This is a genomic window from Pseudonocardia sp. Ae505_Ps2 (genome assembly GCF_001932425.1).
Lineage (GTDB): Bacteria > Actinomycetota > Actinomycetes > Mycobacteriales > Pseudonocardiaceae > Pseudonocardia.
In genome coordinates this window covers 576,365-603,002 of sequence record NZ_MCIP01000001.1, presented here as the reverse complement: position 1 = coordinate 603,002, position 26,638 = coordinate 576,365, and the positions used below count along the sequence as shown (strand labels likewise).

Genomic DNA, 26,638 nt, shown 5'->3' with positions numbered 1-26,638 from the left:
GCGACGCCCGTCCGCGGAACCCGGCACTCGACGTTCGAACTCATGTTCGAGTACCGTGCACGGATGGGCTGGCAGAACCCGGACGTCCCCTGGGCGGAGCTGGAGAGCGCGCTGTCGGGCCGGCCCGTGCGCGACGGCGCGAGCCTGCGCGGCGGCCCGGAGGCCGACGGCGGGGACGCCCCCGCCTGGTCCGTCCACCGCGACCCCTACGAGCCGCCCGAGGGCCTGCGCCCGGCAGGGCCCGGCGTCGTGCCGTACGCGGAGCTGCACTGTCATTCGCACTTCAGCTTCCTCGACGGCGCGAGCGCTCCGGAGGAGCTGGTCGAACGCGCCGCCGAACTGGGGCTGGAGGCGGTCGCACTCACCGACCACGACGGCATGTACGGGGTCGTGCGGTTCGCCGAGGCGGCCCGCGCGCTCGGGGTGCGCACGGTGTTCGGAGCCGAGCTGAGCACCGGGCTGACCGCGCCGCAGAACGGCGTCGCCGACCCCGAGGGCGAGCACCTGCTGCTGCTGGCCCGCGGCCCCGACGGGTACCGCGCGCTGTGCCGCACCATCTCCACCGCGCAGATGCGGGGCGGGGAGAAGGGCCGGCCGGTCTACGACCCGGACGAGGTCGTCGCCGACACCGCGGGGAAGGTCGTCGTACTCACCGGCTGTCGCAAGGGCGCGGTGCGCCGGGCCCTGGACCGCTCGGGCCCGGCGGCCGCCGCGGCGGAGCTGGACCGGCTGGTCGCGTGCTTCGGTGCGGAGAACGTGCGGGTCGAGCTGACCGTGTACGGCGAGCCCGGCGACACCGAGCGCAACGACGTGCTGGCCGCGCTGGCCGAGCGGGCCGGGGTCGCGACGGTGGCGACGACCGGTGCGCACTACGCCACCCCCGACCGGGCCCCGCTGGCCGCGACCGTCGCCGCGGTCCGGGCCCGGCGCAGCCTCGACGAGATCGACCCCTGGCTGCCCGCGGCGGGCACCGCGCACCTGCGGTCCGGGCAGGAGATGGCCCTGCGGTTCGACGAGCGCCACCCCGGCGCGGTGGAACGCGCGGCGGAGCTGGGCCGGGAGCTGGCGTTCGAGCTGCACCTGGTGGCGCCGGACCTGCCGCCGTTCGACGTCCCGGCCGGGCACACCGAGACGACGTGGCTGCGGGTGCTGACCGAACGCGGCCGGATGGAGCGTTATGGCAGCTATGACGAGAACCCGTTCGCGGCGTACACCGTGCAGCGCGAGCTGGAGATCATCGAGGCGAAGAACTTCCCCGGCTACTTCCTGATCGTCCACGGCATCGTCGACTTCTGCCGCCGGTCGGACATCTTCTGCCAGGGCCGGGGCTCGGCCACGAACTCGGCGGTCTGCTACGCGCTGGGCATCACCAACGTCGACGCCGTCCGGCACGGGCTGCTGTTCGAGCGGTTCCTGTCCCCGGAGCGCGACGGCTACCCCGACATCGACCTCGACATCGAGTCCGGTCGCCGCGAGGAGGCGATCCAGTACGTCTACCGCCGCTACGGCCGGCTGTTCGCCGCACAGGTCGCGAACGTCATCACCTACCGGCCGCGGTCGGCGATCCGGGACACCGCCCGCGCGCTCGGGTTCTCACCCGGCCAGCAGGACGCCTGGAGCAGACGCGTCGAACGCTGGCACGCCCTGGAGGCGAGCGAGCTCCCGCAGGAGATGCCGCCGCTGCTGCTGGACCTCGCGGGGCAGCTGTTGGGTGCGCCCCGCCACCTGGGCATCCACTCCGGCGGCATGGTCATCTGCGACCGGCCGGTGTCCGAGGTCGTGCCGGTGGAGTGGGCGCGGATGGCCGACCGGACCGTCGTGCAGTGGGACAAGGAGGACTGCGCCGCGGCCGGGCTGGTGAAGTTCGACCTGCTCGGGCTGGGCATGCTCACCGCGCTGCACCTGATGGTGGACCTGGTCGAGACCGTCACCGGCGAGCGGATCGAGCTGCACGAGATCGGCGAGTCCGACCCGGAGGTCTACGCGATGCTGTCGCGCGCCGACTCGGTCGGGGTGTTCCAGGTGGAGTCCCGCGCCCAGATGGCCACCCTGCCGCGGCTGCGCCCACGCAAGTTCTACGACCTGGTCGTCGAGGTCGCGCTGATCCGGCCCGGCCCGATCCAGGGTGGCTCGGTGCACCCCTACATCCGGCGGCGCAACGAGCTCGAGACCTGGGAGCACGACCATCCGCTGCTCAAGCCTGCGTTGCACAAGACGCTGGGCATCCCGCTGTTCCAGGAGCAGATGATGCAGATCGCCGTCGACGTCGCGGGGTTCACCGCGGCCGAGGCCGACGAGCTGCGCCGGGCGATGGGGTCCAAGCGGTCCACCGAGCGGATGGAGCGGCTGCGGGAGCGGTTCTACGACGGGATGGCCGCGAACGGGATCACCGGCGAGCTCGCCGAACGGATCTTCACCAAGATGCTGGCCTTCGCGAACTTCGGGTTCCCGGAGAGCCACTCGATCAGCTTCGCCGCGCTCGTCTACTACTCGGCGTGGTTCAAGCTCTACCACCCGGCGGCGTTCTGTGCGGGCCTGCTCAACGCCCAGCCGATGGGCTTCTACTCGCCGCAGTCGCTGGTGGCCGACGCCCGCAGGCACGGCGTGCGGGTGCACCGGCCGGACGTGAACGCCGGGCGGGCCGACGCCGTCCTCGAGCCCGACGACGACAGCACCGGTGGCCAGGCGGTCCGGCTGGGTCTGGCGGGCGTCCGCACCGTCGGTGCGGACCTCGCCGGGGTCATCGACGCCGAGCGCGACGCGGGCGGGCCGTTCGCGGACCTGCCCGACCTGGCCCGCCGGGTCCGGCTGACCGGCCCGCAGGCCGAGGCGCTGGCGACGGCCGGCGCGTTCGGCTGCTTCGGGGTGGAGCGGCGGGAGGCGCTGTGGGCGGCGGGCGTCGTCGCGGGCGTGCGGCCCGAGCACCTGCCGGGCACCGCCGCCGGATTCGACGCGCCGGCGCTGCCGGGGATGACCGAGGCGGAGCTGACCGTCTCCGACGTCTGGGCCACCGGCGTCTCCCCGGACAGCCACCCGGTGCAGCACCTGCGCGCGGACCTCGACGCGCTCGGTGCGGTCCGGATCGACCGGCTCGACGAGGTGGGCCGCCGCGCCGGCCCGGACACCCCGGCCCGGGTGCTGGTCGGGGGACTGGTCACCCACCGCCAGCGCCCGGCGACGGCGGGCGGGGTGACGTTCGTGAACCTCGAGGACGAGTCCGGGATGCTGAACGTGACCTGCTCGGAGGGACTGTGGGCGCGCTACCGGTCGGTGGCGCTGGGGAGTGCCGCGCTGCTGGTCCGGGGCCGGCTCGAACGCAGCCCGGAGGGCGTGCTGAACCTGCTGGCCGACCGACTGCAGCGGATGCCGCTGGCGGTGAAGGTGGCGTCCCGGGACTTCCGCTGACCGTCCTGCCCGCGGCCGACACCGGGACCGGGCGGCACACCGCGGGCCCCGCCGGAGGAACCGGCGGGGCCCGCGGGTGGGCCGCGACGGGGTCAGGACCTGACGAGCGGTCCGCCCATCGACATCGCGCGTCCGCCCAGGGTCTGGCCGAACGCGTCGAACAGGATGTAGGCGAACACGAGGCAGAACGCGAACGTCGCGATCCCGGCGATCGGGAACAAGCTCGCGTTGCCCGCGGTCACGCCGATGTAGGCCAGTACGAAGGTGATGTCGACGAGCACGAAGCCGATCGTGAACATCAGCGGCAGCCGCAGCGTCGCCAGAGTCAGCAGGACGAACACCAGGGTGAAGGAGAGCAGGTAGGTCGACTGGATCGACCCCACCTGCTCGGTGGACAGCGCCTGCCCGGTCCCGGCGTCGATGATCCAGCCGTTGTTCAGCGCCATGAGCAGCACGCCGAAGCTGGTCCAGAACGCGGAGAAGACGGCGAAGATCGCGGCGGTGACGCTGTCCCCGACGCGCAGCGCGGCCATGGCCGACAGCAACAGGAACAGGCCCGCCGAGAAGGTCAGGATCGGGATCATGCCGCCGGGCAGCGCGGTGGTGTCCAGATAGCCCACGAACCACAGGCCCAGCGTGATGCCGGACGGCAGGAAGCAGATGAGACCCATCAGGGCCGGGTTGCCTGCCGGGGCGGCTGCTGCCGGGGCGGGCGGGGCAGCAGCCTGTGCTCCCGCGGTGTCGCTCTCCACGCTCATGGAAAACTCCTCGTCGAGTTCATGACCGGCCGTGCACCGGTGGTGTGATTCTCCTCTCATGGAGATCGTTCATCGCCCCTCCGTACGGCCAGACCCCGGCCTGTGCCCCGGTTGCACGCGATCGGACCGTCGTCGCAGGTCGCTGGGGCGGCGTCCCCTACCCGCCCGGCACGCGGGCGTCCTCCGGTCAGGTTCGACCGGCCCGGGCGCTGCCTGAGAGGATGCCCGGGTGAGCGCACGCGTGATGGACGGCAAGGCGACGTTGGCGGAGCTGCTCGACGACCTGCGGGGCCGTGTCGAGAAGCTGACCGCCGCCGGGGTGACCCCCGGCCTGGGCACGGTGCTGGTCGGTGACGACCCCGGGTCACACGCCTACGTGCGCGGCAAGCACCGCGACTGCGCCAAGGTCGGGATCACCTCGCTGCAGCGTGAGCTCCCCGCCGACGCGAGCCAGACGCAGGTCGAGGACACGATCGACGAGCTGAACGCCGACCCGACCTGCACGGGCTTCATCGTGCAGCTCCCGCTCCCGGGCGGCCTCGACGCCGGCGCCGCGCTGGAGCGGGTCGACCCGGGCAAGGACGCCGACGGCCTGCACCCGACGAACCTGGGCCGGCTGGTCCTCGGCGAGCCGGGACCGCTGCCGTGCACCCCGCGCGGCATCGTCGAGCTGTGCCGCCGGTTCGGTGTCGAGCTGGACGGGGCGCGGGTCGTCGTGGTGGGTCGCGGCGTGACCGTCGGCCGCCCGCTGGGGCTGCTGCTGACCCGCCGCTCGGAGAACGCGACCGTCACCCTATGCCACACCGGCACCCGGGATCTGACGGCGCACCTGCGGGAGGCCGACGTCGTCGTCGCCGCCGCGGGGAGGGCCGGGCTCATCACCGCCGACCAGATCAAGCCGGGCGCCGCGGTGCTCGACGTCGGGGTGACCCGGACCGACCTGGGTCTGGTCGGTGACGTGGCCCCCGAGGTCGCCGAGGTCGCCGGACTGCTGGCGCCGATGCCGGGTGGTGTGGGGCCGATGACCCGAGGAATGCTGCTGACGAACGTCGTCGAGGCCGCCGAGCGGAGCTTGTCGGAGTGACGGACAGCAGGGGGCAGTGATGGTGGAGACCCGCTCCGGGCACGGTCTGCGGGCCCGGCTGCGGGCGCACTGGCCGCTGCTCGTCGTCCTCGGGGTGTCCCTGGTCGGTCTGCAGCGGGTGGTGACCGAGCACTGGCGCGAGGGGTCCGCGGCGTTGGCGGTGGCGATGCTGGTCGCCGCGGGGCTGCGGGTGGCGCTGCCGCCGGACCGGGTCGGGCTGCTCGCGATCCGCGGCCGCTACGCCGACGCGCTGGTGTACGGCGGGTTCGGCGTCGTCGTCCTGCTGCTCGCGCTGACGATCACGCAGGGCTCGCTGACGATCAGCTGACCCCGCCCCGGTCCGGGCCGGGTTCAGCTCCGGCTGCCGCCGGTCGTCTCGGGCCCGGCGGGACGCCTGGTGGGTGGCCGGCGTGGGCCGGCGGGGCGCTTGCTGCCCGGACGGCCGGGGCCGGTGCTCGTCGCCCGCGGTACTCGCACCGGAGCGCCCGACGGGGCGGGGGAGCGCGGCCCGGTCGGGCTGGTGCGGGGCAGGGCGATGATGATCATAGCTAACGTAATTGTACCGGCGAGTACGGTCGGACCGTGACCGGGGTTGCGCCGGACGGGTCAGTGACGTCGCCCACGGCGTCGCTCATGATCACTCGATGATCGCAACGATCACCCTCCGGCCACCCGGACGGCGGTGTGGTGTCGCGAACGGGTCCACGGATGGTGGTCGTCCCGACACGGCGACGGCCCGCCCTCCCGGTAGCGGGGGACGGGCCGTCGCCGGTGGGGCTACTTGCCGGCGAAGGCGTCGATCGCCGCGTTGAACGTGGCGCTCGGCCGCATGATCGCGTCGGTCTTCGCGCGGTCGACGTAGTAGTAGCCGCCCAGGTCGACCGGGTCGCCCTGGACCGCGTTCAGCTCACCGACGATCGTGTCCTCGGCGGCGGCGAGCTTCTCGGCGAGCGGGGCGAAGATCGCGGCCAGCTCGGTGTCCTCGGTCTGCGCGGCGAGGGCCTGCGCCCAGTACAGCGCGATGTAGAAGTGGCTGCCGCGGTTGTCGAGCTCCCCGACCTTGCGCGACGGCGACTTCCCGTTCTCCAGCAGCCTGCCGGTGGCCTCGTCGAGGGTCTGGCCGAGCAGCTTCGCCCGCAGCGGCTCCTCGGTCTTCGACGCCAGCATCTCCAGCGAGACGGCCAGCGCGAGGAACTCGCCGAGGGAGTCCCACCGCAGGTGGTTCTCCTTCTGCAGCTGCTGCACGTGCTTCGGCGCGGACCCACCGGCGCCGGTCTCGAACAGGCCGCCGCCGTTCATCAGCGGGACGATCGACAGCATCTTCGCCGACGTGCCCAGCTCCATGATCGGGAACAGGTCGGTGAGGTAGTCGCGCAGCACGTTGCCGGTGACCGAGATGGTGTCCTCGCCCTTGCGGGTCCGCTCCAGGGTGTAGCGGGTGGCCTCGGCGATCGGGAGGATCTCGATGGTCAGGCCGTCGGTGTCGTGCTCGCCCAGGTACTTCTCGACCTTCGCGATCAGCTGCGCGTCGTGGGCGCGCGCGGAGTCCAGCCAGAAGACGGCGGGGGAGCCGGTGGCCCGGGCCCGCTCGACGGCCAGCCCGACCCAGTTGCGGATCGGGGCGTCCTTGGTCTGGCAGCCGCGCCAGATGTCACCCTCGCCGACCTCGTGCGACAGCTTCTCCTCGCCCGTGGCCGCGTCGACGACGCGCACGGTGCCGGCGGAGGCGATCTCGAAGGTCTTGTCGTGGCTGCCGTACTCCTCGGCCTTCTGCGCCATCAGGCCGACGTTCGGGACGGTGCCCATCGTCGTCGGGTCGAAGGCGCCGTTGGCCTGGCAGTGCTTGACGGTCTCGTCGTAGAGCGGGGCGTAGGACGAGTCCGGGATGACGAACTTGGTGTCCTGCAGGGCGTCGTCGGCGTTCCACATCTTCCCGGAGGAGCGGATGGCGGCCGGCATCGAGGCGTCGATGATGACGTCGCTGGGGACGTGCAGGTTGGTGATGCCGCGCGAGGAGTCGACCTGGGCCAGGGCCGGGCCGGTCTCGTAGGCGGTGGTGATGGCCTTCTCGATCGCCTCGCGCTTGTCGGCGGGCAGCTTCTCCAGCGCGGTCAGGATCGAGGCGAGACCGTCGTCGGGGTCGGCGCCGACGGAGGCGAGGTCGTCGCCGTAGGAGTCGAAGACGTCGGCGAAGTAGGCGCGGACGGCGTGCCCGAAGATGATCGGGTCGGAGACCTTCATCATCGTGGCCTTGAGGTGCACCGAGAACAGCACGCCCTTGGCCTTGGCGTCGGCGACCTGCTCGGCGAGGAAGGCCCGCAGTGCCTCGCGACGCATGACGGCGCCGTCGAACACCTCGCCGTCCAGCAGCGCGATCTTCTCCTTCAGCACCGTGACGGTGCCGTCGGCGGCGACGTGCTCGATGCGGACCGCGCCGTCACCGGCGGCGGTGAACGAGGTCTCGGAGTGGCGGAAGTCGCCCTCGTCCATGGTGGCGACGTGGCTGGTGGAGTCGGGGCTCCACGCGCCCATCGAGTGCGGGTGCTTGCGGGCGAAGTTCTTCACCGACAGCGGGGCGCGGCGGTCGGAGTTGCCCTCGCGCAGCACCGGGTTGACCGCGGAGCCCTTGACCGAGTCGTAGGCGGCGCGGGCCGCCTTCTCCTGCTCGGTCTGCGGGTTCTCCGGGTAGTCCGGTACGTCGTAGCCGGCACCCTGCAGCTCGGTGATGGCCGCCTTGAGCTGCGGGATCGACGCCGAGATGTTCGGCAGCTTGATGATGTTGGCGTCCGGGGTCTTCGCCAGCTCGCCCAGCTCGGCCAGCGAGTCCGGGACGCGCTGGGCCTCGGTCAGCCGGTCCGGGAACTTCGCCAGGATCCGGGCGGCGAGGGAGATGTCGCGGGTCTCCACGTCGACCCCGGCCTGTCCGGCGAACGCCTCGATGACCGGCAGGAAGGAGTGGGTCGCCAGCGCCGGCGCCTCGTCGGTGTACGTGTAGGTGAGCTTCATCGCGTCCTCAGGCCTGCCTCGGCTCGTCGTGTGTGCTGCCGTGTCCAGCGAGCGGGCCGCGACGGCGCCGGCGGACGGGCCCGGGACGACCGGGCGGGTCCCCGGCGCGGCGACCCGCTGACTGGGCCACACGCTATCTGTTCACCGGCTCCGCACGCCCGTAGGAGTAACCGGCCCGACACCCCCGTGATGGTCGAGCCCGTGGCCGCGGACCGGCTACCGTGGTCGGCGGCAGCGTCCGACGGGAGGGGAACCACGGTGGCGAAGGTCTTCGGGCTCACCCGGAAGTCCCTCCTGAGGGGCTGGCCGCTGGTGGGGCTCATCGGTGTCGGCCTGACGGCCGTCGCACTCGCCTACGGCGGTGTCACGGGCGATCTGGAGACGACCGGCTGCCGTGTCGTCGTGCAGGGCGAGCAGGTCACGGTGCGCGCGGCCCCCGGCAACTCGGCGGCACCGGTCCGCACGCTGCCGGTCGGCACCGAGGTCGCGGCCGAGACGATCGTCGACGGCGGCTTCCGCAAGCTCACCGAGCAGAACCAGTGGGTCCCGGTGGACTCCGTCGCCGCGACCCCGGGCAGCCGGTGCTGAACCCGTCGCGCAGCGTGATCATGGGTGCGGCACAGTAGACGGCGTGAACGCCCTCGCCACGGTCAACGTCAACGGGGTCCGTGCCGCCACCACCAAGGGGCTGCTGGAGTGGCTGGCCGCGACCGACGCGCGGGCGGTCTGCCTGCAGGAGGTCCGGGCCCTGCCCGACGAGCTGCCGGCCGCCTTCCTGGCCGCGCTCGACGCGGGCGGCTGGCACCTGCGGCTGGCGCCCTCGCTGACGGCGAAGGGGCGCAACGGCGTCGCCGTGCTGAGCCGTGACGAGCCGGAGGCCGTACGGATCGGTCTCCCGAGCGGAGCCCGCGGAGCGAGCAACAGCACCGACCCTGCGACCGACCTCGACGGCCGCTATCTCGAGGTGGACCTGCCGGGTGGGCTCACCGTGGCCTCGCTGTACCTGCCCAAGGGTGAGGCGGGCACACCGAAGCAGGACGCCAAGGACGCGTTCTGCGCCGCGTTCGGCGACCACCTGCGCACCGCGTTCGACCGGTGCGCCGCGACCGGCCGGGAGATGGTCGTCGGCGGGGACTGGAACATCGCGCCCACCGAGCTGGACCTGCGCAACTGGCGCGGGAACCGGCGCAACTCCGGTTTCCTGCCGCACGAGCGGGAGTGGTTCGCGAAGCTGCTCGAACACGGCTGGCGCGACGTGGTGCGCGAACGGCACCCGGGCGTCGACGGGCCGTACTCGTGGTGGAGCTACCGCGGGCGGGCCTTCGACAACGACACCGGGTGGCGGATCGACCACCTGCTCACCACGCCCGGGCTCGCCGACGCGGCGTACGAGGCCGTCGTGGACCGGGCACCCGCGCACGACCGGCGCTTCTCCGACCACGCCCCCGTCGTCGTCCGGCTGGGGGCCGTGTGATCGCCGGACGGATGGTCGGCGGCCGCTACCTGCTGCTCGACGAGCTGGGCCGCCGCGGCTTCGGGCCGACCCACCGCGCCGAGGACCGCATCACCGGCCGCACCGTCGCCGTCACCGAGATCGCGCTGCCCCCGGTCGCGGGGGTCCGGGAGCGGCTGCTGACCGAGGTCCGGGCGGCCGGACGGCTGCGGCACCCGTCGGTCGTCGGGGTGCTGGACCTGGTCACCGACCGGTCCTCGGCCGGGGACATGCGCGAGTACCTGGTCACCGAGCACCCGGACGCACGGCCGCTGGGCGCGGTCGTCGAGGCGGAGCCGCCGTCGCCCCGGCAGGTCGTGCTGGTCGGGCGGGACGTGCTGGCCGCGCTGCGGGCGGTGCACGCCGACGGCGGCACCCACGGCGGGCTCGACGCCGACGCGGTGCTGATCACCGCGGAGGGCCGCGCCCTGCTCACCGACGTCGGTCTCGCCCGCGCGGTCGGCCCGCGCCCCGGCGGGACCGGTGCGCCCGCCGCTCCCGAGGGCGCCGACACCCCGGCCGCGGACCTGTGGTGTCTCGGCGTCGTCCTGCGCGAGGCGGTGGGCCCGCGCCCGCCGGCGGGCAGCGCGCTCGCGACGGTCCTGGACGGCCTCACCGCCGACGACCCGGCCGACCGCCCGACCCACGACCGGGCCGCCGAGCTGTTCGAACGCGGTGCCCGGCCCCGGTCCCAGGGTGGGGACCTCGGCCGCAACCGCTGGATCCTGCTGGGCGTGGCCGGGGTGCTGGCCGTGGTCGTCGTCGTGTTGCTGGTCCTCGCCGTCCTCTGAGGAACCGCTGACGAGGAACCTCCGGGGAACCCGGCAGCGGCCGCGGCGCGGTGCGGGCAGGATGTCCCGGGTGAGCCCGAGCGTCGAACACCCCGCCGACCACCCCCGCGTCGCCGCCGTGAAGGAGGCGCTGCGCCGGGCCGGTGCCGATCCCGCGTCGATCGCGGGCCTGGTGCTGTTGCCCGACGCGGTGACCACCGCCGCCGCGGCGGCCGCCGCGCTGGAGGTCGAGGTCGGCCAGATCGCGAACTCGCTGGTCTTCGACGCCGACGGCGCCCCGCTGCTCGTCCTCACCTCCGGCGCGCACCGGGTGGACACCGACCGGGTCGCGGCCCTGGTCGGCGCGCAGCGGGTCGGACGGGCGTCGAAGGAGTTCGTGCGTGAGGCCACCGGGCAGGTCATCGGCGGGGTCGCCCCCGTCGGGCACCCGGCGCCGGTCCGCACCCTGGTCGACGTCGCGCTGGGCGGGTTCGACCGGGTCTGGGCGGCGGGCGGGGTGGCCCGCTCGGTGTTCCCGACGACGTTCGACGAGCTCGTCGCCGTCACCGGCGGCACGCCCGCCGAGGTCGCCTGAGCCCTATTCCCGTACCGGGCGTGATCCATCGCCGGGAAACGGACGGTCGCTGCGGTGTTCCGCGAAACCTAGTGTGGGTGGCATGGCCGATACTCCTGCCGCCCCCGTCCCGGCCGAGGCCGTCCCGCCGGTACCCCTCCCGACCCCCGCGCCCGCCGAGCCGGTCCCCTCGGACTCCGCGTTCCGCCGGGCCCTGCGCCGGGTCCGCGACGGGTCGACCCTCGACGTCACCGAGGCCGCGGTGCTGCTCGCCGCCCGCGGTGAGCACCTGGAGGAGCTGCTCGGCCACGCCGGCCGGGTCCGCGACGCCGGACTCGTCGAGGAGGGCCGCCCCGGCGTCGTCACCTACTCCCGCAACGTCTTCATCCCGCTGACCCGGCTCTGTCGCGACCGCTGCCACTACTGCACGTTCGCGACCGTCCCGCACAGGCTCGAGGACATGTACCTGGAGCGCGACGAGGTCGTCGAGATCGCCCGTCAGGGCGCCGCGCAGGGCTGCAAGGAGGCCCTGTTCACCCTCGGCGACCGCCCCGAGGACCGCTGGCCGCAGGCTCGTGAGTGGCTCGAGGCGCGGGGCTACGACTCGACGCTGGACTACGTCCGGGCGTGCGCGATCGCCGTCCTGGAGGAGACCGGGCTGCTGCCGCACCTCAACCCGGGCGTCATGAGCTGGGAGGAGCTGACCCGGCTCAAGCCGGTCGCGGCCAGCATGGGGATGATGCTGGAGACGACCTCGCAGCGGCTGTTCGAGAAGGGCGGCCCGCACTTCGGCAGCCCCGACAAGGAGCCCGCGGTCCGGCTGCGCGCCCTCACCGACGCCGGCCGCGTCGGCGTCCCGTTCACCACCGGCATCCTGATCGGCATCGGGGAGAACCGCACCGAGCGGGCCGAGTCGCTGTTCGCGATCCGCTCGGCGGCCCGCGCGCACGGGCACGTGCAGGAGGTGATCGTCCAGAACTTCCGGGCGAAGCCGGACACCGCGATGGCGAACGACCCCGACGCCGACCTGCACGACCTCGCCGCGACGATCGCCGTCGCCCGGCTGGTGCTCGGCCCGAAGGTGCGGCTGCAGGCCCCGCCGAACCTCGTCGGCGACGAGCAGGCGCTGATGCTGCGCGCCGGGATCGACGACTGGGGCGGTGTCTCCCCGGTGACGGTGGACCACGTGTCCCCGGAGATGCCGTGGCCGGCCGTCGACGAGCTGGCCGCGATCACCGCGGCCGAGGGCTTCACGCTGCGGGAGCGGCTCACCGCCTACCCGAAGTACGTGCGGGCCGGGTCGCCGTGGATCGACGCGCGGCTGCACGGCCACGTCGCCGCGCTGTCCGGACCGGACGGGCTCGCCCGGCCCGACGCCGTCGTGGAGGGGCGGGCGTGGCAGGAGCCCGACGGCGGGTTCGCCTCGACCGGGCGCACCGACCTGAACTCCACGATCGACACCACCGGGCGCACCGAGGACCGACGCAGCGACTTCGGTGACGTCTACGGCGACTGGAACGAGGTGGCCGCCGAGCTGGAGCACCAGCGCGCCGGGCACGGGGCGGCGCCGGAGCGGCTCGACTCCGACGTCCGGGCCGGGCTGGACCTGGCCGCGTCCGACCCGGCTGCGCTGCTCGACCCGGCGCACGCCGACGCGGCGATGGCCGTGCTGACCGCCGACGGGCCCGCGCTGCGCACCCTGCTCGACCTCGCCGACGACGTGCGCCGGCAGGTCAACGGGGACGACGTCACCTACGTGGTCAACCGGAACATCAACTTCTCGAACGTCTGCTACGTCGGCTGCCGGTTCTGCGCCTTCGCCCAGCGCGAGCGCGACGCCGACGCCTTCCGGCTCTCGCTCGACGAGGTCGCCCAGCGCGCCGCCGAGGCCGCCCGCGACGGCGCCACCGAGGTCTGTGTGCAGGGCGGCATCGACCCCCAGCTGCCGGTGTCGTTCTACGCCGACCTGGTCCGCGCGGTCACCGCGGCCGTGCCCGGGATGCACGTGCACGCGTTCTCCCCGATGGAGATCGTCTCCGCCGCCGCGAAGGCCGGCGTGTCGATCCGGGAGTGGCTGACCGAGCTGAAGGCCGCCGGGCTCGGCTCGATCCCGGGCACCGCCGCCGAGATCCTCGACGACGAGGTCCGCTGGGTCCTGACCAAGGGCAAGCTGCCGGCGTCGCAGTGGATCGAGGTCGTCTCGACCGCACACGAGCTGGGGATCCCGAGCAGCTCGACGATGATGTACGGCCACGTCGACGAGCCCCGGCACTGGCTCGGGCACCTGCGCACCCTGGCGTCGATCCAGGACCGCACCGGAGGGTTCACCGAGTTCGTGCCGCTGCCGTTCGTGCACCACAACGCCCCGATCTACCTGGCCGGAATCGCCCGACCGGGTCCGACGGAGCGCGACAACCGGGCGGTGCACGCGTTCGCCCGGCTCGCGCTGCACGGACGGATCGACCACGTCCAGTGCTCCTGGGTGAAGCTCGGCGACGACCTCGCCGCGGACATCCTGGCCGGGGGCGCCGACGACATGGGCGGCACGCTGATGGAGGAGACGATCTCCCGGATGGCCGGCTCGGAGAACGGCTCCGAGCGCTCGGTCGCCGAGCTCACCGCGATCGCCGCGGCGGCCGGTCGCCCGGTCCGGCAGCGGACGACGACCTACCGCGGCGAGCCCCGCGTGCTCACCCCGGCGTCGGGCGACGGGCCGCGGATGCTGCCGCTGACCCCGGCCTGACCCCGGCCTGACTCCGGCCCGGGCCTGGTTCGAGCCCGGCCGGTCCCGCGTCGCCCTCGGCCGCGTGGGACCGGCCCGGCCGCCGATCGCCGTACGGTGGCGGCATGGGTGTGCTCGGAGAGATGTTCCCGCGGAAGCGGATGCACGAGGACTCGGACGCCGCGCAGGGCGGGCAGCAGTGGCGGCTGGGCCCGATCGACCTCGACAAGGGCGTCGTGAGCGTCGAGGCGGTGACGGCCGAGGCGGTGGGGGACGAGGCCGCCCCGCAGCCCGAGGAGCCGGAGCGGGAGAACGGCCGGGGGAGCCGGGAGAACGGGTGACGTGCTGACCGGGACGACGCCCCGCAGCTGACGCAGCCCCCTCACCGCGCTGCCGCAGGACGTCCGCCCCGGCCGGTGGGCCGACCCCCCGGATCCGGCCCACCCCGCCGACGGTCACACACCCGGGTGCGACTTCGATCGGCAGAGTGAGACAACGGTACGATCTTGCGCAGTCCGGGGTCAAGGGAGGCGAGCGGGTGCGGCCGCAGCAACTGGGCGCCGTCGGGCGCGGTCTCGGCCTGCTCGCCGACACCTGGACGCTGCTGATCCTCCAGCGTGCGTTCCTCGGGGTCAGCCGGTACGCGGGGTGGCGGGAGACCCTCAACATCTCCGACGCGACGTTGTCGGCGCGGCTGCGCGGGCTCGTCGAGGCGGGCCTGCTCGAGACCTGCAGCTACGCCGACGGCGGCCGTGAGCGCCGCGGCTACGTCCTCACCGAGCGCGGCGGGGACATCTGGAAGCTGCTGATCTGCACTTGGGACTGGGAGAAGACCTGGGTCCCGCGCGAGGTCCCGCTGCCCGAGATCGTGCACCGCGACTGCGGGCGCCCCACCCGGGTGCGGGTGTGCTGCGCTACCTGCGGCGGCGAGGTCGGCCCGCGGGACACCGAGGTCGAGCGCGAGCCGTGGGCACCGGGACTGGATGTGCTGGCCCGCCGGCACCCGCGGCGCACCCGCGGCACGCTGCCCGCCGACCCGCTCTCCTTCCTCCCCGGCGCCATGGAGATCATCGGCGACCGGTGGGGCGCCGCGGTCATCGGCGCCGCACTCACCGGCGTCCGGGCGTTCAGCTGCTTCGCCCACGAGCTGGCGATCTCCCCGGAGGTGCTGTCGGACCGGTTGCGCCGCTTCGTCGGGCTCGGGGTGCTCAGCCGCAGCGGCGACGGCGAGTACCGCCTCACCGACAAGGGACGCGCCTGCTTCCCGATCCACGCCTGCCTGGTCGAGTGGTCGCACCGCTGGTGCGGCGCGGACGGCGCCCCGATCGACTTCACGATCCGCCACCGGGCCTGCGGGCAGCCGCTCCGTGTGCGGCTGGACTGCGAGCAGTGCGGGCGGGCGTTCGCCAGGGACTCGGTGTCCCCGGTGTCCCCGGTGCGCCCGAGATGACCGACGGTAGGGAACGATGGCGGGCATGAACGACGCCCACCGTCCCCGGGTGCTGTCCGGGATCCAGCCCACGGCCGACTCGTTCCACCTCGGCAACTACCTGGGTGCGCTGCGGCAGTGGGTGGCCCTGCAGGACGACCACGAGGCGTTCTACTGCGTCGTGGACCTGCACGCGATCACGGTGGAGCACGACCCGGCCGAGCTGGCCCGGCGGACCCGGGTCGCGGCCGCGCAGCTCCTCGGGCTGGGGCTCGACCCGGACCGCTGCACGCTGTTCGTGCAGTCGCACGTGCCGGAGCACGCGCGGCTGTCCTGGATCCTGGAGTGCATCACCGGCTTCGGCGAGGCCGGCCGGATGACCCAGTTCAAGGACAAGTCCGCCAAGCAGGGCACCGACCGGGCGACGGTCGGGCTGTTCACCTACCCGATCCTGCAGGCCGCGGACATCCTGCTCTACCAGGCCGACCGCGTCCCGGTCGGCGAGGACCAGCGCCAGCACCTGGAGCTGACCCGCAACCTCGCGCAGCGGTTCAACCACCGGTTCGGCGAGACGTTCCGGGTGCCCGAGCCCCACATCCCGCAGGCCACGGCGAAGATCTACGACCTGCAGGACCCGACGGCGAAGATGAGCAAGTCGGCGTCGTCGCCCAGCGGGATCGTCGAGCTCCTCGACCCGCCGCGGACCTCGGCGAAGAAGATCCGCTCCGCGGTCACCGACAACGAGCGCGAGATCCGCTTCGACCCGGAGAACAAGCCGGGCATCGCGAACCTGCTCACCATCAACGCGGCGATGACCGACCGGAAGGTCGCCGAGGTCGAGGCCGAGTACGTCGGCCGCGGCTACGGCGACCTGAAGAAGGACCTGGGCGAGATCGTCGCCGCGTTCGCGGAGCCGTTCGCGGAGAAGGTGAACGGCTATCTGGCCGACCCGGCCGAACTCGACCGGGTGCTCGCCCGCGGTGCCACCCGTGCGCGTGAGGTGTCCGGCGCGACACTGGCCGCGGTTCACGAGAGGATCGGGTTCCTCCCGCCCGTCTGAGCCGCGCGCCCGGGGCGGGGAGTACCACCGAACCGGGGGAATGATGGCCGAGAACCGCGCCGCCACGATCGCGCACCGGCTGGAGACCGACGAGGAGGAGACCGACACCTTCCTCGACCGCCAGCGGGAGAAGCATCCGTGGCTGGACCACCTGGTGCGGGCGGGGGAGCGCTACACCGAGAACCACGGCGACCACTACGCCGCGGCGATCACCTACTTCTCGATCCTGGCGCTGGTGCCGCTGCTGATGGTGGGCTTCGCGATCGCCGGTTTCGTGCTGCGGGGGAACCCGGATCTGGTGGCGCAGCTGCGGGACGGCATCACCAGCGCCGCTCCCGGCGACCTCGGCCAGACGCTCGGGCAGGTCGTCGACACCGCGATCAACCGCGCTGGCGCGATCGGCGCGGTCGGTCTGATCGGTGCGCTGTACTCCGGCATCGGCTGGATGAGCAACCTGCGCGAGGCGCTGACCGAGCAGTGGGGTCAGCGCGACGAAGCCCCACCGATGATCAAGCGGCTCGCGTTCGACCTGCTCGCCCTGGTCGGTCTGGGGCTCGCCCTGGTGGCGTCCTTCGCGATCGCCTCGGTGACCGGGGCACTCGGCTCGTCGCTGCTCGGCCTGGTCGGTCTCGGTGACGTGGGCTGGGCCCGGTTCCTGCTCAGCGTCCTGTCGTTCCTGGTCGGCATCGGCGGGAACTGGCTGGTCTTCCTGTGGGTGATCGCGCGGCTCCCGCGCGAGCCCGTCACCCTGCGCAGCGCGGTGAAGGCGGCGCTGCTCGGCGCGATCGGGTTCGCCATCCTGCAGCGCGTCATGGTCGTCTACCTCGCGACCATCGGCGCCTCACCGGCCGGGGCCGCGTTCGGGTCGATCCTCGGTCTGCTCATCTTCATCTTCTTCACCTCCCGGTTCCTGCTGTTCGTCACCGCCTGGGCCGCCAGCGCCGAGGAGAACGACCAGGGTCCCCGCGACCTGCCCGCCCCGGCGATCATCCGGCCGCAGTACGTCGTCCGCGACGGTCCGGGCGCGCTGGCCTCGGCGGGCCTGCTGACCGCGGGCCTGATCGGTGGAGCGCTCGGCCTGCGGGTCCTGGGGCGCCGACGGCGCTGACCGGGTAGGGCGCTGACCGCGGACGGCGCTCACCGGTGCGGCGCCGGCTCGGGCGCGGCGCCGCCTGCGGCACGGTGGCCGTCGTGCGGGTCGTCCGCGGGGCTGTGGGGACGGGGCCCCACGAACTCGCTTACCCGGTAAGCGACTACGCACCAGGCGCCCCCGCGTCCCGCGCCCGGCCCCGGGGTGCCGGGGAGATCAGGAGTGGGATCCCGGGCGGGGCCCGACGAACGTCCAGCCGGCGAACGGTGCGTGGAGGAGAGTCCCCAGGCCGCCGCGGTGGTCCGTGCGTCCGCAGATCGTCGTCCGGGCCCGGGTCAACGACCCCGGCGCAGCCGCGCGGCCACCAGCGCCCCGACGCCGGCGAGCGCGGCGACCCCGCCGACCAGCACCGCGGCCGGAACCGGCGGGGCGCCCGCGGGATCCGGGGCGTCGGCCGTCGTCGCCTCGTCGGTGCGCCCCGTCGCCCCGTCCGCGCCTCCTCCGGACGCCGATGTCGCGCCGTCGGCACCGCCGGCGGGGGCCGCGACGCCCGGGGTCGTTCCCGAGCCGTCGGCGGAACCGGTGGTGCCGGGCTCGACCAGCGTCCCGATCCCGGTGGCCGGGGCGCCGAAGCCCCAGTCCAGCAGGGCCCGGGCCTGGTCGACCATCCGCACCGGCCGTTGCTCGCCGCGCACCACGGCGACGACCAGGCGTCGCCCGTCGCGCTCCATCGCGCCGACGAAGGTGTGCCGGGCGGCGTCGGTGAAGCCGTTCTTCCCGCCGAGGAAGCCGGGGGTGCCGAGCAGCCGGTCGTCGTTGCCGAGCAGGAAGCCGGGCTTGTCGGCGAACCCGGGGAAGGGGATGTTCCGGGTGGTCAGCGCGGCCGCGATCCGCGGCCGTTCCAACGCGGCGCGCAGCAGCAGGCTCAGGTCGTAGGCCGAGGAGGACATCCCCGGGCCGTCGAGACCGGCGGGCGTCGCGGGGCGGGTGTCGAGTGCACCCAGGCCGGCGGCCTCCTCACGCATCGCCGCCAGCGTCGCCGGGACGCCGCCCAGCTCGCGGGCCAGGGCGTTCGCGGCGTCGTTGCCCGAGGACAGCAGCAGCCCGTGCAGCAGCTGGTCGACGGTGTAGCGCCCACCGGGGCCGATCCCGGCCCGGCTGCCGTCGACGTTCGCATCCTCGGTGGTGCCCACGACCACCCGGTCCATCGGCAGCCGCTCGTCGACGACCAGCGCGAGCAGCAGCTTGATCGTCGACGCCGGACGTTCCCGCGCGTGCGGGGCCCGGGCGGCGAGCACGGCACCGGAGTCGAGATCGGCGACCACGTAGGACGCCACCCCCACGGGCGGGGGCGGCACCGACCCGGCGTGGGCGTCACCGCAGCCGTCGAGCCCGCCGACCGCCGGCGACGGCACGGGCAGCGGGGTGACCGGCGCCGTCTCCTCCCGAGCGGGCGGACCGGGCGGGGCGTCCTGGCCCGGACATCCTGCTGTCGCGGTGACCGTCGCGGCGCCGGGCACCCCGCTCGGGGCCGCCGCGGTCCCGGAGGCGGCGGCCGCGGTCCCGGGGTGTCCGAGCAGCGTCAGCACCACGAGCAGCGGCACCACCACGAGGAGCGCGAGCGGCGTGGCACGGCATGCACGTCCTGGGGAGGCGGTCACCGGTGCAGCATGGCCCACCGCCGCACGTCGTCGCACCGGACCGCCGGGGACCGGCACTGCGCGCCGCGGCCTCCGGACGATGATCGCCAGGAGTGGAGCGCCCCGGCGAGTGCACTGCGTCCCGCGCTCCACTCCTGGCGATCATGCCCGGCCGCCGGTCGTGCCCAGTGCCCAGCCCAGTGCCCAGCTCAGTGCCCAGCTCAGTGCTCAGTGGTCAGGGGTCACTGCTCGACGATCTCCTTGACCCGGTCCAGGCTGCGCTCCAGCCCGTCGCGCATCAGGGTCTCGCGGTCCCGGCCCAGGATCCCGCTGCGTTGCAGCAGCCGTACCGGCAGCGCCGCCTCGCCGACCTTCTCCCGCCAGGCGACGACGGTCGTCGCCCCGTCGCCCGCAGGCTCCAGGATCCAGCCCCAGGCCGTCCGCGACTCGGTCACGACGAAGGTGAACCGGTGCGGCGGCTCGCACTCGGTGACCCGGCAGTGCGTCGACCAGCGGATCCGGCCGTGCCGGTTGCCGCCGGTGAATCGCGCACCCACCGCGGGCCCGGTCGCGTCGCCCCGCCACCGCCCCCCCGGTGGCCTCCGGGCTCCACTCACCCGCCCGGGTGATGTCGGAGACCAGCTCCCACACCCGCTCCGGCGGCGCCTGCACCGTACGTTCCGCGCGATCCATCGGTCCTCCTCGACGACAGCGGTCACCTCCCGGTACAAGATCGTCCGGGTGCGCGGACGGTACCGTCCGTCAACCGCTCGACGATTCCGCGTCACGGCCGTGTTTCGAGTTCTGCCGAAACCGTTGTCCAGCAGTTACGGTCCCGTCCGGACACGCGCCGCCGACCGGTGGCGCCGGAGGGGGAGGACACCTCGTGCGGATCAACCAGCGCATCGGAGGCAGGGGCCGGTACGCGACCGCGATCGCGCTCGTGGCCGCGGCGGCACTCACGCTCGCGGGGTGCGCGCGCGACACGGGCGGGGGCGGCGGGGCCCAGGCCGGGGAGTGCGAGCGCGTCGCGCCGCCGTCGGTCCCGGCCGCGTCGGCCCAGCCGGCGCCGGAGGCCCCGAAGGCGGACGCGAGCAGGCTGAAGGTCGGGCTCGCCTACGACATCGGCGGCCGCGGCGACGCCTCGTTCAACGACGCTGCTGCCGCCGGGCTCGACCGCGCCGTCGCCGAGCTGGGCCTGCAGAAGGCCAACACGCGTGAGGCCACCGCCCAGGCGGGCGAGAGCGAGGACGCCGGCACCAACCGCCTGCGCCAGCTCGCCCAGAGCGGGTTCAACCCGATCATCGCGGTCGGCTTCAACTACGCCACCGGCGTGAAGACCGTCGCGACCGAGTTCCCGAACGTCCAGTTCGCCATCGTCGACGACGACACGGTGGAGCTGCCGAACGTCAAGCCGCTGGTCTTCGCCGAGGAGCAGGGCTCGTTCCTGGTCGGTGCCGCGGCGGCGCTGAAGACCTCGACCTGCAAGGTCGGGTTCATCGGCGGCGTCGACAACCCGCTGATCCAGAAGTTCGACGCCGGCTACGCGCAGGGCGCCAAGGCCGTCGCGCCGAGCATCGACGTCGAGTCGGCCTACATCTCCCCGGCGGGTGACTTCACCGGCTTCAACGACGCCACCCGCGCCACCGAGATCGCCTCCGGCCAGTACGACGGCGGTGCCGACATCTCCTTCGCCGCGGCGGGCCAGTCGAACCAGGGTGTCTTCGCCGCCGCGCAGACCGCGCAGAAGAAGGCGATCGGCGTCGACTCCGACCAGTACAACTCGCCGCAGCTGACCCAGGTCCGCGACACGATCATGACGTCGATGATCAAGCGGGTCGACGTGGCGGTCTACGACTACGTCAACGCGGTCGCGGGCAACACGGTCGCCCAGCTCCCGGCGCGGTTCGACCTCGCCAACAACGGTGTCGGCTACTCCACCTCCGGTGGCCAGGTCGACGACATCGTCCCGCAGCTCGAGGCGTACAAGGCCGCGATCATCGCCGGACAGATCGACGTCAAGTCCACGAAGTGACCGAGGAGCGCCACGCGGTCGAACTGCGCGGGATCACCAAGCGGTTCCCCGGCGTCGTCGCGAACGACGGCGTGGACCTCACCGTCACCCACGGTGAGGTCCACGCCCTCTGCGGCGAGAACGGGGCCGGCAAGTCGACCCTGATGAAGATCCTCTACGGGATGCAGACGCCCGACGAGGGCACGATCGTCGTCGACGGGACGGACACGCACTTCCGCAGCCCCGCCGACGCCATCGCCGCGGGGATCGGGATGGTCCACCAGCACTTCATGCTGGCCGACAACCTGACGGTCGCCGAGAACGTGCTGCTCGGTGCCGAGCGCCTGCACGGCATCGGGAAGGCGGCCCGCGCGCGGATCGCCGAGCTGTCCGCGACGGTCGGGCTCGCCGCCCGGCAGGACGCGCTCGTCGAGCACCTCGGCGTCGCAGACCGGCAGCGCATCGAGATCCTCAAGGTGCTCTACCGCGGTGCCCGCACGGTGATCCTCGACGAGCCGACCGCGGTGCTGGTCCCGCAGGAGGTCGACGAGCTGTTCGCGACCGTGCGCGCGATGCAGGGCGACGGCTACACGTTCCTGTTCATCTCGCACAAGCTCGACGAGGTCCGCGCGGTCGCCGACCGGATCACCGTGATCCGGCGCGGCCGCACGGTGGGCACCGCGGACCCGCGGACCGTCACCAACCGCGAGCTGGCGGAGATGATGGTCGGCTCGGAGCTGCCCTCGCCGGAGACCCGCGACTCGACCGTGACCGACCGGGAGGTGCTGCGCGTCGAGGGGCTGGGGCTGCCGAGCCCGGACGGCGGCCGCGACCTGCTCGACGGCGTCGACCTCGTCGTGCACGCCGGTGAGGTGCTGGGCATCGCCGGCGTCGAGGGCAACGGCCAGACCGAGCTCGTCGAGACGGTCATGGGCATGCGCAGGCACGCCCGTGGCCGGGTGCTGCTCAACGGCACCGACATCTCGGCGGCGTCGACGATGTCCCGCCGCGAGGCCGGCATCGGCTACGTCCCCGAGGACCGGTCCCGCCACGCCCTGCTCGGCGAGCAGCCGCTGTGGGCGAACCGGATCCTCGGGTTCCAGTCCCGGCCGCCGATCGCCCGGCGCGGGCTGCTGGACACCGCCGCCGCGCGCACCGACACCGAGCGGATCGTGCGCGACTTCGACGTCCGCACCCCCGGCATCGACGTCATGGCCGCCGCGCTGTCCGGCGGCAACCAGCAGAAGCTCGTCGTCGGACGGGAGCTGTCCGGCGACCCGGTGCTGCTCATCGCGGCCCACCCGACCCGTGGCGTCGACGTGGGCGCGCAGGCCGGGATCTGGGCCGAGCTGCGTCGGGCCAGGGCCGCCGGGCTCGCGGTGCTGCTGGTCTCGGCCGACCTGGACGAGCTGATCGGCCTGTCCGACACCCTCGCCGTCATCTCCGGCGGGCGGCTGGTCGGCACCGCCGATCCCGCGACCGTGACCCCCGAGGAGCTGGGTACCAAGATGACCGGAGCAGCCACGTGAGCCGGCTGCGGGGCGCCGTCGTCGCGCCCGTACTGGCGATCGCGGTCGCCGCCCTGCTGTGCGGGGTCGCGCTGGTGATCAGCGGGGCGTCGCCGTGGACGGCGGTCACGACCATCCTCGGGCAGGTCGGGTCGGGCACGGTCGTCGTGGACACCGTGAACTCCGCCGCCGTCTACTACCTCGCCGCGCTGGCCGTCGCGATCGGCTTCCAGATGCGGCTGTTCAACATCGGTGTGGAGGGCCAGTTCCGGGTCGCCGCCTGCGTCGCCGCGATCGTCGGCGGGACGGTGGCGCTCCCGCCGGTCCTGCACACCGTGCTGATCATGGTGGTGGCGCTGCTGACCGGTGCGGCCTGGGTCGCGATCCCGGCGCTGCTCAAGGCCTACCGCGGGGTCTCCGAGGTCATCTCGACGATCATGCTGAACGCGATCGCCACGGGGCTGATCGCCTACCTGATCCGCGCCGAGACCTTCGGCGAGCTGCGGGGCAACAACATCACCACCCCGCCGATCCCGGAGTCGGGCTGGTTCCCCGGCATCGGGGTCGGCAACGGCGAGATCTTCGGGATGGTGTTCGTCGCCGCCGCGCTGGGCGTGGGCTACTGGTTCCTGCTCGGGCGCACCCGGTTCGGTTTCGAGCTGCGCGCCTCGGGCGAGTCGGCGACGGCCGCCGCGACCGGCGGGGTGAACGCGCGCCGCACGATCGTCGTCGCGCTGCTGCTCTCCGGCGCCGTCGCCGGGCTGGTCGGGCTGCCCGAGCTGCTCGGGCGCGACCACGCCTACACGCTGTCCTCGCCGCAGGGCTACGGCTTCACCGGCATCGCGATCGCGCTGCTGGGACGCAACCACCCCGTCGGCATCGCGCTGGGCGCGCTGCTGTGGGCGTTCCTGGACAAGTCCGCGGTGGCGCTCGACGTCGTCGGCATCCCGCGGGAGATCGTGCTGATCATGCAGGGCCTGATCGTGCTGTCGGTGGTCGTCGCCTACGAGATCGTCCGCCGGGTCGAGCGGCGGGCCGAGCAACGGCGGGTCGCCGCCGCGGCTCCCGCACCGCAACCCGCGGAGGTGTCGTCGTGACCGCGGTCGGAGAACGTGCGCGGACCCTGCCCGGCTGGGCCCGGTCGGCGCTGATCGCGGCCGCGCTCGTCGCGGTCCTGGCGATCACGGTGACGCTGACCGGCCAGACCCAGCTGACCTCCGGCGGCACCGCGTCCGCCGCGGTCCGGCTCGGGCTGCCGATCCTGCTCGCCGGCCTGGGCGGCCTCTGGGCCGAACGCGCCGGGATCATCAACATCGGCCTCGAGGGCATGATGGTGCTCGGCACCTGGGGCGCGGCCTGGGCCGGCTACCAGTGGGGCCCGTGGGCGGCGATGCTCGGCGGGCTGGTGTTCGGCGCGCTCGGCGGGCTGCTGCACGCCGTCGCGACGGTGACGTTCAACGTCAACCACATCGTCTCCGGCGTCGCGATCACCCTGCTCGGCACTGGCCTGACGAAGTACCTGGCCACGCTGGTGTTCACGCCGGTCTCGCAGAACCCGCGCCAGTCCCCGCGGCTGCAGGGGTTCACCGAGTTCTCGATCCCCGGGGTCTCCGACGGCCTCGCGGCGCTGCAGGCCCAGCAACGGGTGTTCGTCTCCGACCTCGCCGGGCTGCTGTCCGGGCTGGTCACCGGTCTGACGCCGATCCTGATCATCGGGGTCGCGCTGGTCCCGGTGAGCTACCTCGTGCTGTGGCGGACGGCGTTCGGGCTGCGGCTGCGCAGTGCGGGCGAGTCGCCGGTGGCCGCGGAGTCGCTCGGTGTCAACGTCGTGCTGCACAAGTACGTCGCCGTCACGATCTCCGGCGCGCTCGCCGGGCTCGGTGGCGCGGCGCTGGTGCTCAACCCCGGCCAGCTCGGCTACCTGGAGAACCAGGTCGGCGGCCGCGGGTACATCGGTCTCGCCGCGATGATCTTCGGCAACTGGCGGCCGGCCGGGCTGCTCGTCGGCTCGGCGCTGTTCGGCTACGTCGACGGCCTGCAGCTGCGTGCCGGGGGCGAGGCGGTGCACGCGCTGCTCTACGGCGCGACGCTGGTCGCGGTCGTCGTCGCGGTGCTGTGGGCGATCCGCCGGATGTGGACCGCCGCCGCCGTCGCGCTCGTCGCGGGGCTGCTGGTGTACGCGATCTACTGGTCGGTCGACACCGTGCCGAGCGAGTTCGCCTCCTACGCCCCGCAGCTGGTGACGCTGATCGTGCTCGCGGCGGCCTCGCAACGACTACGGCCACCGGCCCGGCTCGGCGAGCCGTACCGGCGCGGGGAAGGACGCTAGATGGCAGGTGGGGGACCGTCCGGAGCGGGCGCGGACATGATGCGGCCCGACGCGCCCGTCCCGGACTGGGACGCCCTGCGGGCCGCCGCGGTGCAGGCCGCGGCCTGGGCCTACGCGCCCTACTCCCGGCTGCACGTCGGCGCGGCCGCGCTCGTCGACGACGGGCGGGTCGTCACCGGCTGCAACGTCGAGAACGCCTCCTACGGCCTCGGCGTCTGCGCCGAGGTGACCCTCGCCGGGCAGCTGCGCCTGTCCGGCGGCGGGCGGCTGCTCGCGGTCGCCTGCCGCTCCGGCGACGGCGACCTGCTCATGCCCTGCGGCCGCTGCCGCCAGGTGCTCCACGAGTTCGGCGGCGCCACCCTGCTCTGCGACACCCCGCGCGGGGTGCTGCCGTTCACCGAGGTGCTGCCCGACGCGTTCGGCCCGGAGGACCTGCCGTGAGCTTCTCCGCGGTCGAGGTCATCGCCGCCAAGCGCGACTGCCGCACGCTGTCGAAGGCCCAGATCGACTGGGTGGTCGACGCCTACACCCGCGGTGAGGTCGCCGACGAGCAGATGGCCGCGCTGGCCATGGCGATCCTGCTCAACGGCATGGAGCCCGGCGAGATCGCGCACTGGACCCAGGCGATGATCGACTCCGGTGAGGTCCTCGACTTCGGCGACGTCGGACGCCCGCTGGTCGACAAGCACTCCACCGGTGGCGTCGGCGACAAGATCACGCTGCCGCTGGCGCCGCTCGTCGCGGCCTGCGGGGCCGCGGTGCCGCAGCTGTCCGGGCGCGGGCTCGGCCACACCGGCGGCACCCTGGACAAGCTGGAGGCCATCCCCGGCTGGCGCGCGTCGCTGACCACCGACGAGATCGCCGAGCAGCTCCGCGAGGTCGGCGCGGTCGTCTGCGCGACGACGCCGACGCTCGCCCCCGCCGACCGGCGGCTCTACGCGCTGCGCGACGTCACCGGCACCGTCGAGTCCGTCCCGCTGATCGCCAGCTCGATCATGAGCAAGAAGCTCGCCGAGGGCACCGGCGGGCTGGTCCTCGACGTGAAGGTCGGGTCCGGGGCGTTCATGAAGACCCTGCCGCGCGCCGGGGAGCTCGCCGACACGATGACCGCGATCGGCGCCGCCCACGGCCTGCCGACCACCGCGCTGCTCACCGACATGTCCCGCCCGCTGGGCCGCTGCGTGGGCAACGCCCTGGAGGTCGCCGAGTCGGTCGAGGTGCTGCGTGGCGGGGGGCCCGCCGACCTCGTGTCGCTCACCGTCGCGCTGGCCACCGAGATGCTCGCCCTCGCCGGTCTGCCCGACGCGGACCCGGCCGCGGTGCTCGCCTCGGGCGCCGCCCACGACGTGTGGGAGCGGATGATCGCCGCGCAGGGCGGTGACCCGTCCGCGCCGCTGCCGGTGGCCGCGCACGTCGAGACGGTCGTCGCCGAGCGGTCCGGCACCTTCACCGGTGCCGACGCGCTCGCCGTGGGCACCGCGGCCTGGAAGCTCGGGGCCGGGCGCGCCCGCAAGGAGGACCCGGTGCAGGCCGGGGCCGGGGTCCGGCTGCTGGTCGGCCCCGGCGACGAGGTCCGCGCCGGGACACCGCTGGCCGAGCTGCACACCGACGACGCCGACCGGCTCCCGGCGGCCCGGCGGCTGCTCGCCGGCGCGGCGCTGCTGATCACCGCGGACCCGCCGCCGGAGCGGGACCTGGTGCTGGACGTCCGCCGGGGCGGCTGACCCGCCCGGCCGGGCGTCGTGCGGTCCCCGGAC

Annotated in this window: 21 protein-coding genes and 2 pseudogenes; 18 read left to right on the top strand and 5 right to left on the bottom strand. The window is 73.8% G+C overall.

Translation table 11 applies throughout. The features are described 5' to 3' along the window. Positions 1 to 63 precede the first annotated feature (63 nt). On the top strand, positions 64 to 3,405 hold the full coding sequence (locus Ae505Ps2_RS02635; RefSeq protein WP_075312792.1) for an error-prone DNA polymerase: 3,342 nt from the start codon (positions 64 to 66) through the stop codon (positions 3,403 to 3,405). Positions 3,406 to 3,497: 92 nt separating this feature from the next. Here Ae505Ps2_RS02635 and Ae505Ps2_RS02630 read toward each other — a convergent pair whose 3' ends face one another. Continuing rightward, entirely contained in the window at positions 3,498 to 4,163 is a 666-nt protein-coding gene (locus Ae505Ps2_RS02630; protein WP_075310236.1) for a GPR1/FUN34/YaaH family transporter, read from the bottom strand. Positions 4,164 to 4,392: 229 nt separating this feature from the next. Here Ae505Ps2_RS02630 and Ae505Ps2_RS02625 point away from each other — a divergent pair, with 229 nt between their 5' ends. Continuing rightward, positions 4,393 to 5,247 (top strand): bifunctional methylenetetrahydrofolate dehydrogenase/methenyltetrahydrofolate cyclohydrolase, encoded by an 855-nt coding sequence (locus Ae505Ps2_RS02625; protein WP_075310238.1) that lies wholly within the window; start codon positions 4,393 to 4,395, stop codon positions 5,245 to 5,247. A gap of 19 nt (positions 5,248 to 5,266) precedes the next feature. After that, the gene (locus Ae505Ps2_RS02620) at positions 5,267 to 5,575 is read left to right on the top strand and encodes a DUF3017 domain-containing protein (protein ID WP_043276732.1); all 309 of its coding nucleotides are present in this window, start codon (positions 5,267 to 5,269) and stop codon (positions 5,573 to 5,575) included. 449 nt (positions 5,576 to 6,024) lie between these two features. On the opposite strand, the gene Ae505Ps2_RS02615 is transcribed toward Ae505Ps2_RS02620, so the two are convergent. Continuing rightward, positions 6,025 to 8,253, bottom strand: coding sequence for an NADP-dependent isocitrate dehydrogenase (locus Ae505Ps2_RS02615; RefSeq protein WP_075310240.1), 2,229 nt, complete (start codon positions 8,251 to 8,253; stop codon positions 6,025 to 6,027). A 258-nt stretch (positions 8,254 to 8,511) separates the two neighbouring features. Between Ae505Ps2_RS02615 and Ae505Ps2_RS02610 the strand changes: the two genes are divergently transcribed. From Ae505Ps2_RS02610 to yhjD, 9 genes are all read left to right on the top strand, one after another. Beyond that, positions 8,512 to 8,841, top strand: coding sequence for a hypothetical protein (locus Ae505Ps2_RS02610; protein WP_139318925.1), 330 nt, complete (start codon positions 8,512 to 8,514; stop codon positions 8,839 to 8,841). Positions 8,842 to 8,884: 43 nt separating this feature from the next. After that, positions 8,885 to 9,727, top strand: a complete 843-nt coding sequence (locus Ae505Ps2_RS02605; RefSeq protein WP_075310244.1) for an exodeoxyribonuclease III — start codon at positions 8,885 to 8,887, stop codon at positions 9,725 to 9,727. After that, positions 9,724 to 10,536 (top strand): protein kinase, encoded by an 813-nt coding sequence (locus Ae505Ps2_RS02600; protein ID WP_075310246.1) that lies wholly within the window; start codon positions 9,724 to 9,726, stop codon positions 10,534 to 10,536. The genes Ae505Ps2_RS02605 and Ae505Ps2_RS02600 overlap by 4 nt, the downstream gene beginning before the upstream one ends. Before the next feature lie 61 nt (positions 10,537 to 10,597). Next, positions 10,598 to 11,110 carry a YbaK/EbsC family protein gene (locus tag Ae505Ps2_RS02595; protein WP_051050060.1) on the top strand — a complete coding sequence of 171 codons (513 nt, stop codon included), beginning with the start codon at positions 10,598 to 10,600 and terminating at the stop codon, positions 11,108 to 11,110. 82 nt (positions 11,111 to 11,192) lie between these two features. Further along, a complete protein-coding gene (locus Ae505Ps2_RS02590) occupies positions 11,193 to 13,832 on the top strand; it encodes a bifunctional FO biosynthesis protein CofGH (RefSeq protein WP_075333877.1) in 2,640 nt (879 codons plus the stop codon). A gap of 104 nt (positions 13,833 to 13,936) precedes the next feature. Next, positions 13,937 to 14,152 carry a hypothetical protein gene (locus Ae505Ps2_RS02585; protein ID WP_075310250.1) on the top strand — a complete coding sequence of 72 codons (216 nt, stop codon included), beginning with the start codon at positions 13,937 to 13,939 and terminating at the stop codon, positions 14,150 to 14,152. A 197-nt stretch (positions 14,153 to 14,349) separates the two neighbouring features. Then, on the top strand, positions 14,350 to 15,261 hold the full coding sequence (locus Ae505Ps2_RS02580) for a winged helix-turn-helix transcriptional regulator (protein ID WP_139318926.1): 912 nt from the start codon (positions 14,350 to 14,352) through the stop codon (positions 15,259 to 15,261). Between the two features lie 25 nt (positions 15,262 to 15,286). Further along, positions 15,287 to 16,300, top strand: coding sequence for a tryptophan--tRNA ligase (gene trpS, locus Ae505Ps2_RS02575; protein ID WP_075310254.1), 1,014 nt, complete (start codon positions 15,287 to 15,289; stop codon positions 16,298 to 16,300). Positions 16,301 to 16,343: 43 nt separating this feature from the next. Continuing rightward, on the top strand, positions 16,344 to 17,408 hold the full coding sequence (gene yhjD, locus Ae505Ps2_RS02570; RefSeq protein WP_083696184.1) for an inner membrane protein YhjD: 1,065 nt from the start codon (positions 16,344 to 16,346) through the stop codon (positions 17,406 to 17,408). A gap of 317 nt (positions 17,409 to 17,725) precedes the next feature. Here the strand turns inward: yhjD and Ae505Ps2_RS02565 are convergent, their stop codons facing one another. From Ae505Ps2_RS02565 to Ae505Ps2_RS33040, 3 genes and pseudogenes are all read right to left on the bottom strand, one after another. Continuing rightward, positions 17,726 to 19,051: a serine hydrolase gene (locus Ae505Ps2_RS02565; RefSeq protein WP_075310256.1), complete on the bottom strand. Its 1,326-nt coding sequence runs from the start codon at positions 19,049 to 19,051 to the stop codon at positions 17,726 to 17,728. A 221-nt stretch (positions 19,052 to 19,272) separates the two neighbouring features. Continuing rightward, entirely contained in the window at positions 19,273 to 19,587 is a 315-nt protein-coding gene (locus Ae505Ps2_RS02560; protein WP_249265404.1) for an SRPBCC family protein, read from the bottom strand. 82 nt (positions 19,588 to 19,669) lie between these two features. After that, positions 19,670 to 19,723 (bottom strand): annotated as a pseudogene (locus Ae505Ps2_RS33040) (SRPBCC family protein); the annotation flags it as partial. 193 nt (positions 19,724 to 19,916) lie between these two features. Between Ae505Ps2_RS33040 and Ae505Ps2_RS02555 the strand changes: the two are divergent. From Ae505Ps2_RS02555 to Ae505Ps2_RS02530, 6 genes and pseudogenes are all read left to right on the top strand, one after another. Beyond that, on the top strand, positions 19,917 to 21,065 hold the full coding sequence (locus Ae505Ps2_RS02555) for a BMP family ABC transporter substrate-binding protein (protein WP_083695272.1): 1,149 nt from the start codon (positions 19,917 to 19,919) through the stop codon (positions 21,063 to 21,065). After that, positions 21,064 to 22,573, top strand: a pseudogene (locus Ae505Ps2_RS02550) (ABC transporter ATP-binding protein); the annotation flags it as partial. The gene Ae505Ps2_RS02555 and the pseudogene Ae505Ps2_RS02550, both read left to right, overlap by 2 nt. After that, positions 22,570 to 23,649: an ABC transporter permease gene (locus Ae505Ps2_RS02545; RefSeq protein ID WP_020627201.1), complete on the top strand. Its 1,080-nt coding sequence runs from the start codon at positions 22,570 to 22,572 to the stop codon at positions 23,647 to 23,649. The pseudogene Ae505Ps2_RS02550 and the gene Ae505Ps2_RS02545, both read left to right, overlap by 4 nt. Beyond that, entirely contained in the window at positions 23,646 to 24,881 is a 1,236-nt protein-coding gene (locus Ae505Ps2_RS02540; protein WP_075333875.1) for an ABC transporter permease, read from the top strand. The genes Ae505Ps2_RS02545 and Ae505Ps2_RS02540 overlap by 4 nt, the downstream gene beginning before the upstream one ends. Positions 24,882 to 24,920: 39 nt before the next feature. After that, a complete protein-coding gene (locus Ae505Ps2_RS02535; RefSeq protein ID WP_060714343.1) occupies positions 24,921 to 25,322 on the top strand; it encodes a cytidine deaminase in 402 nt (133 codons plus the stop codon). Next, positions 25,319 to 26,605, top strand: coding sequence for a thymidine phosphorylase (locus Ae505Ps2_RS02530; protein ID WP_075333874.1), 1,287 nt, complete (start codon positions 25,319 to 25,321; stop codon positions 26,603 to 26,605). Before Ae505Ps2_RS02535 ends, Ae505Ps2_RS02530 begins: the two co-directional genes overlap by 4 nt. The last annotated feature ends 33 nt before the right edge of the window (positions 26,606 to 26,638 follow it).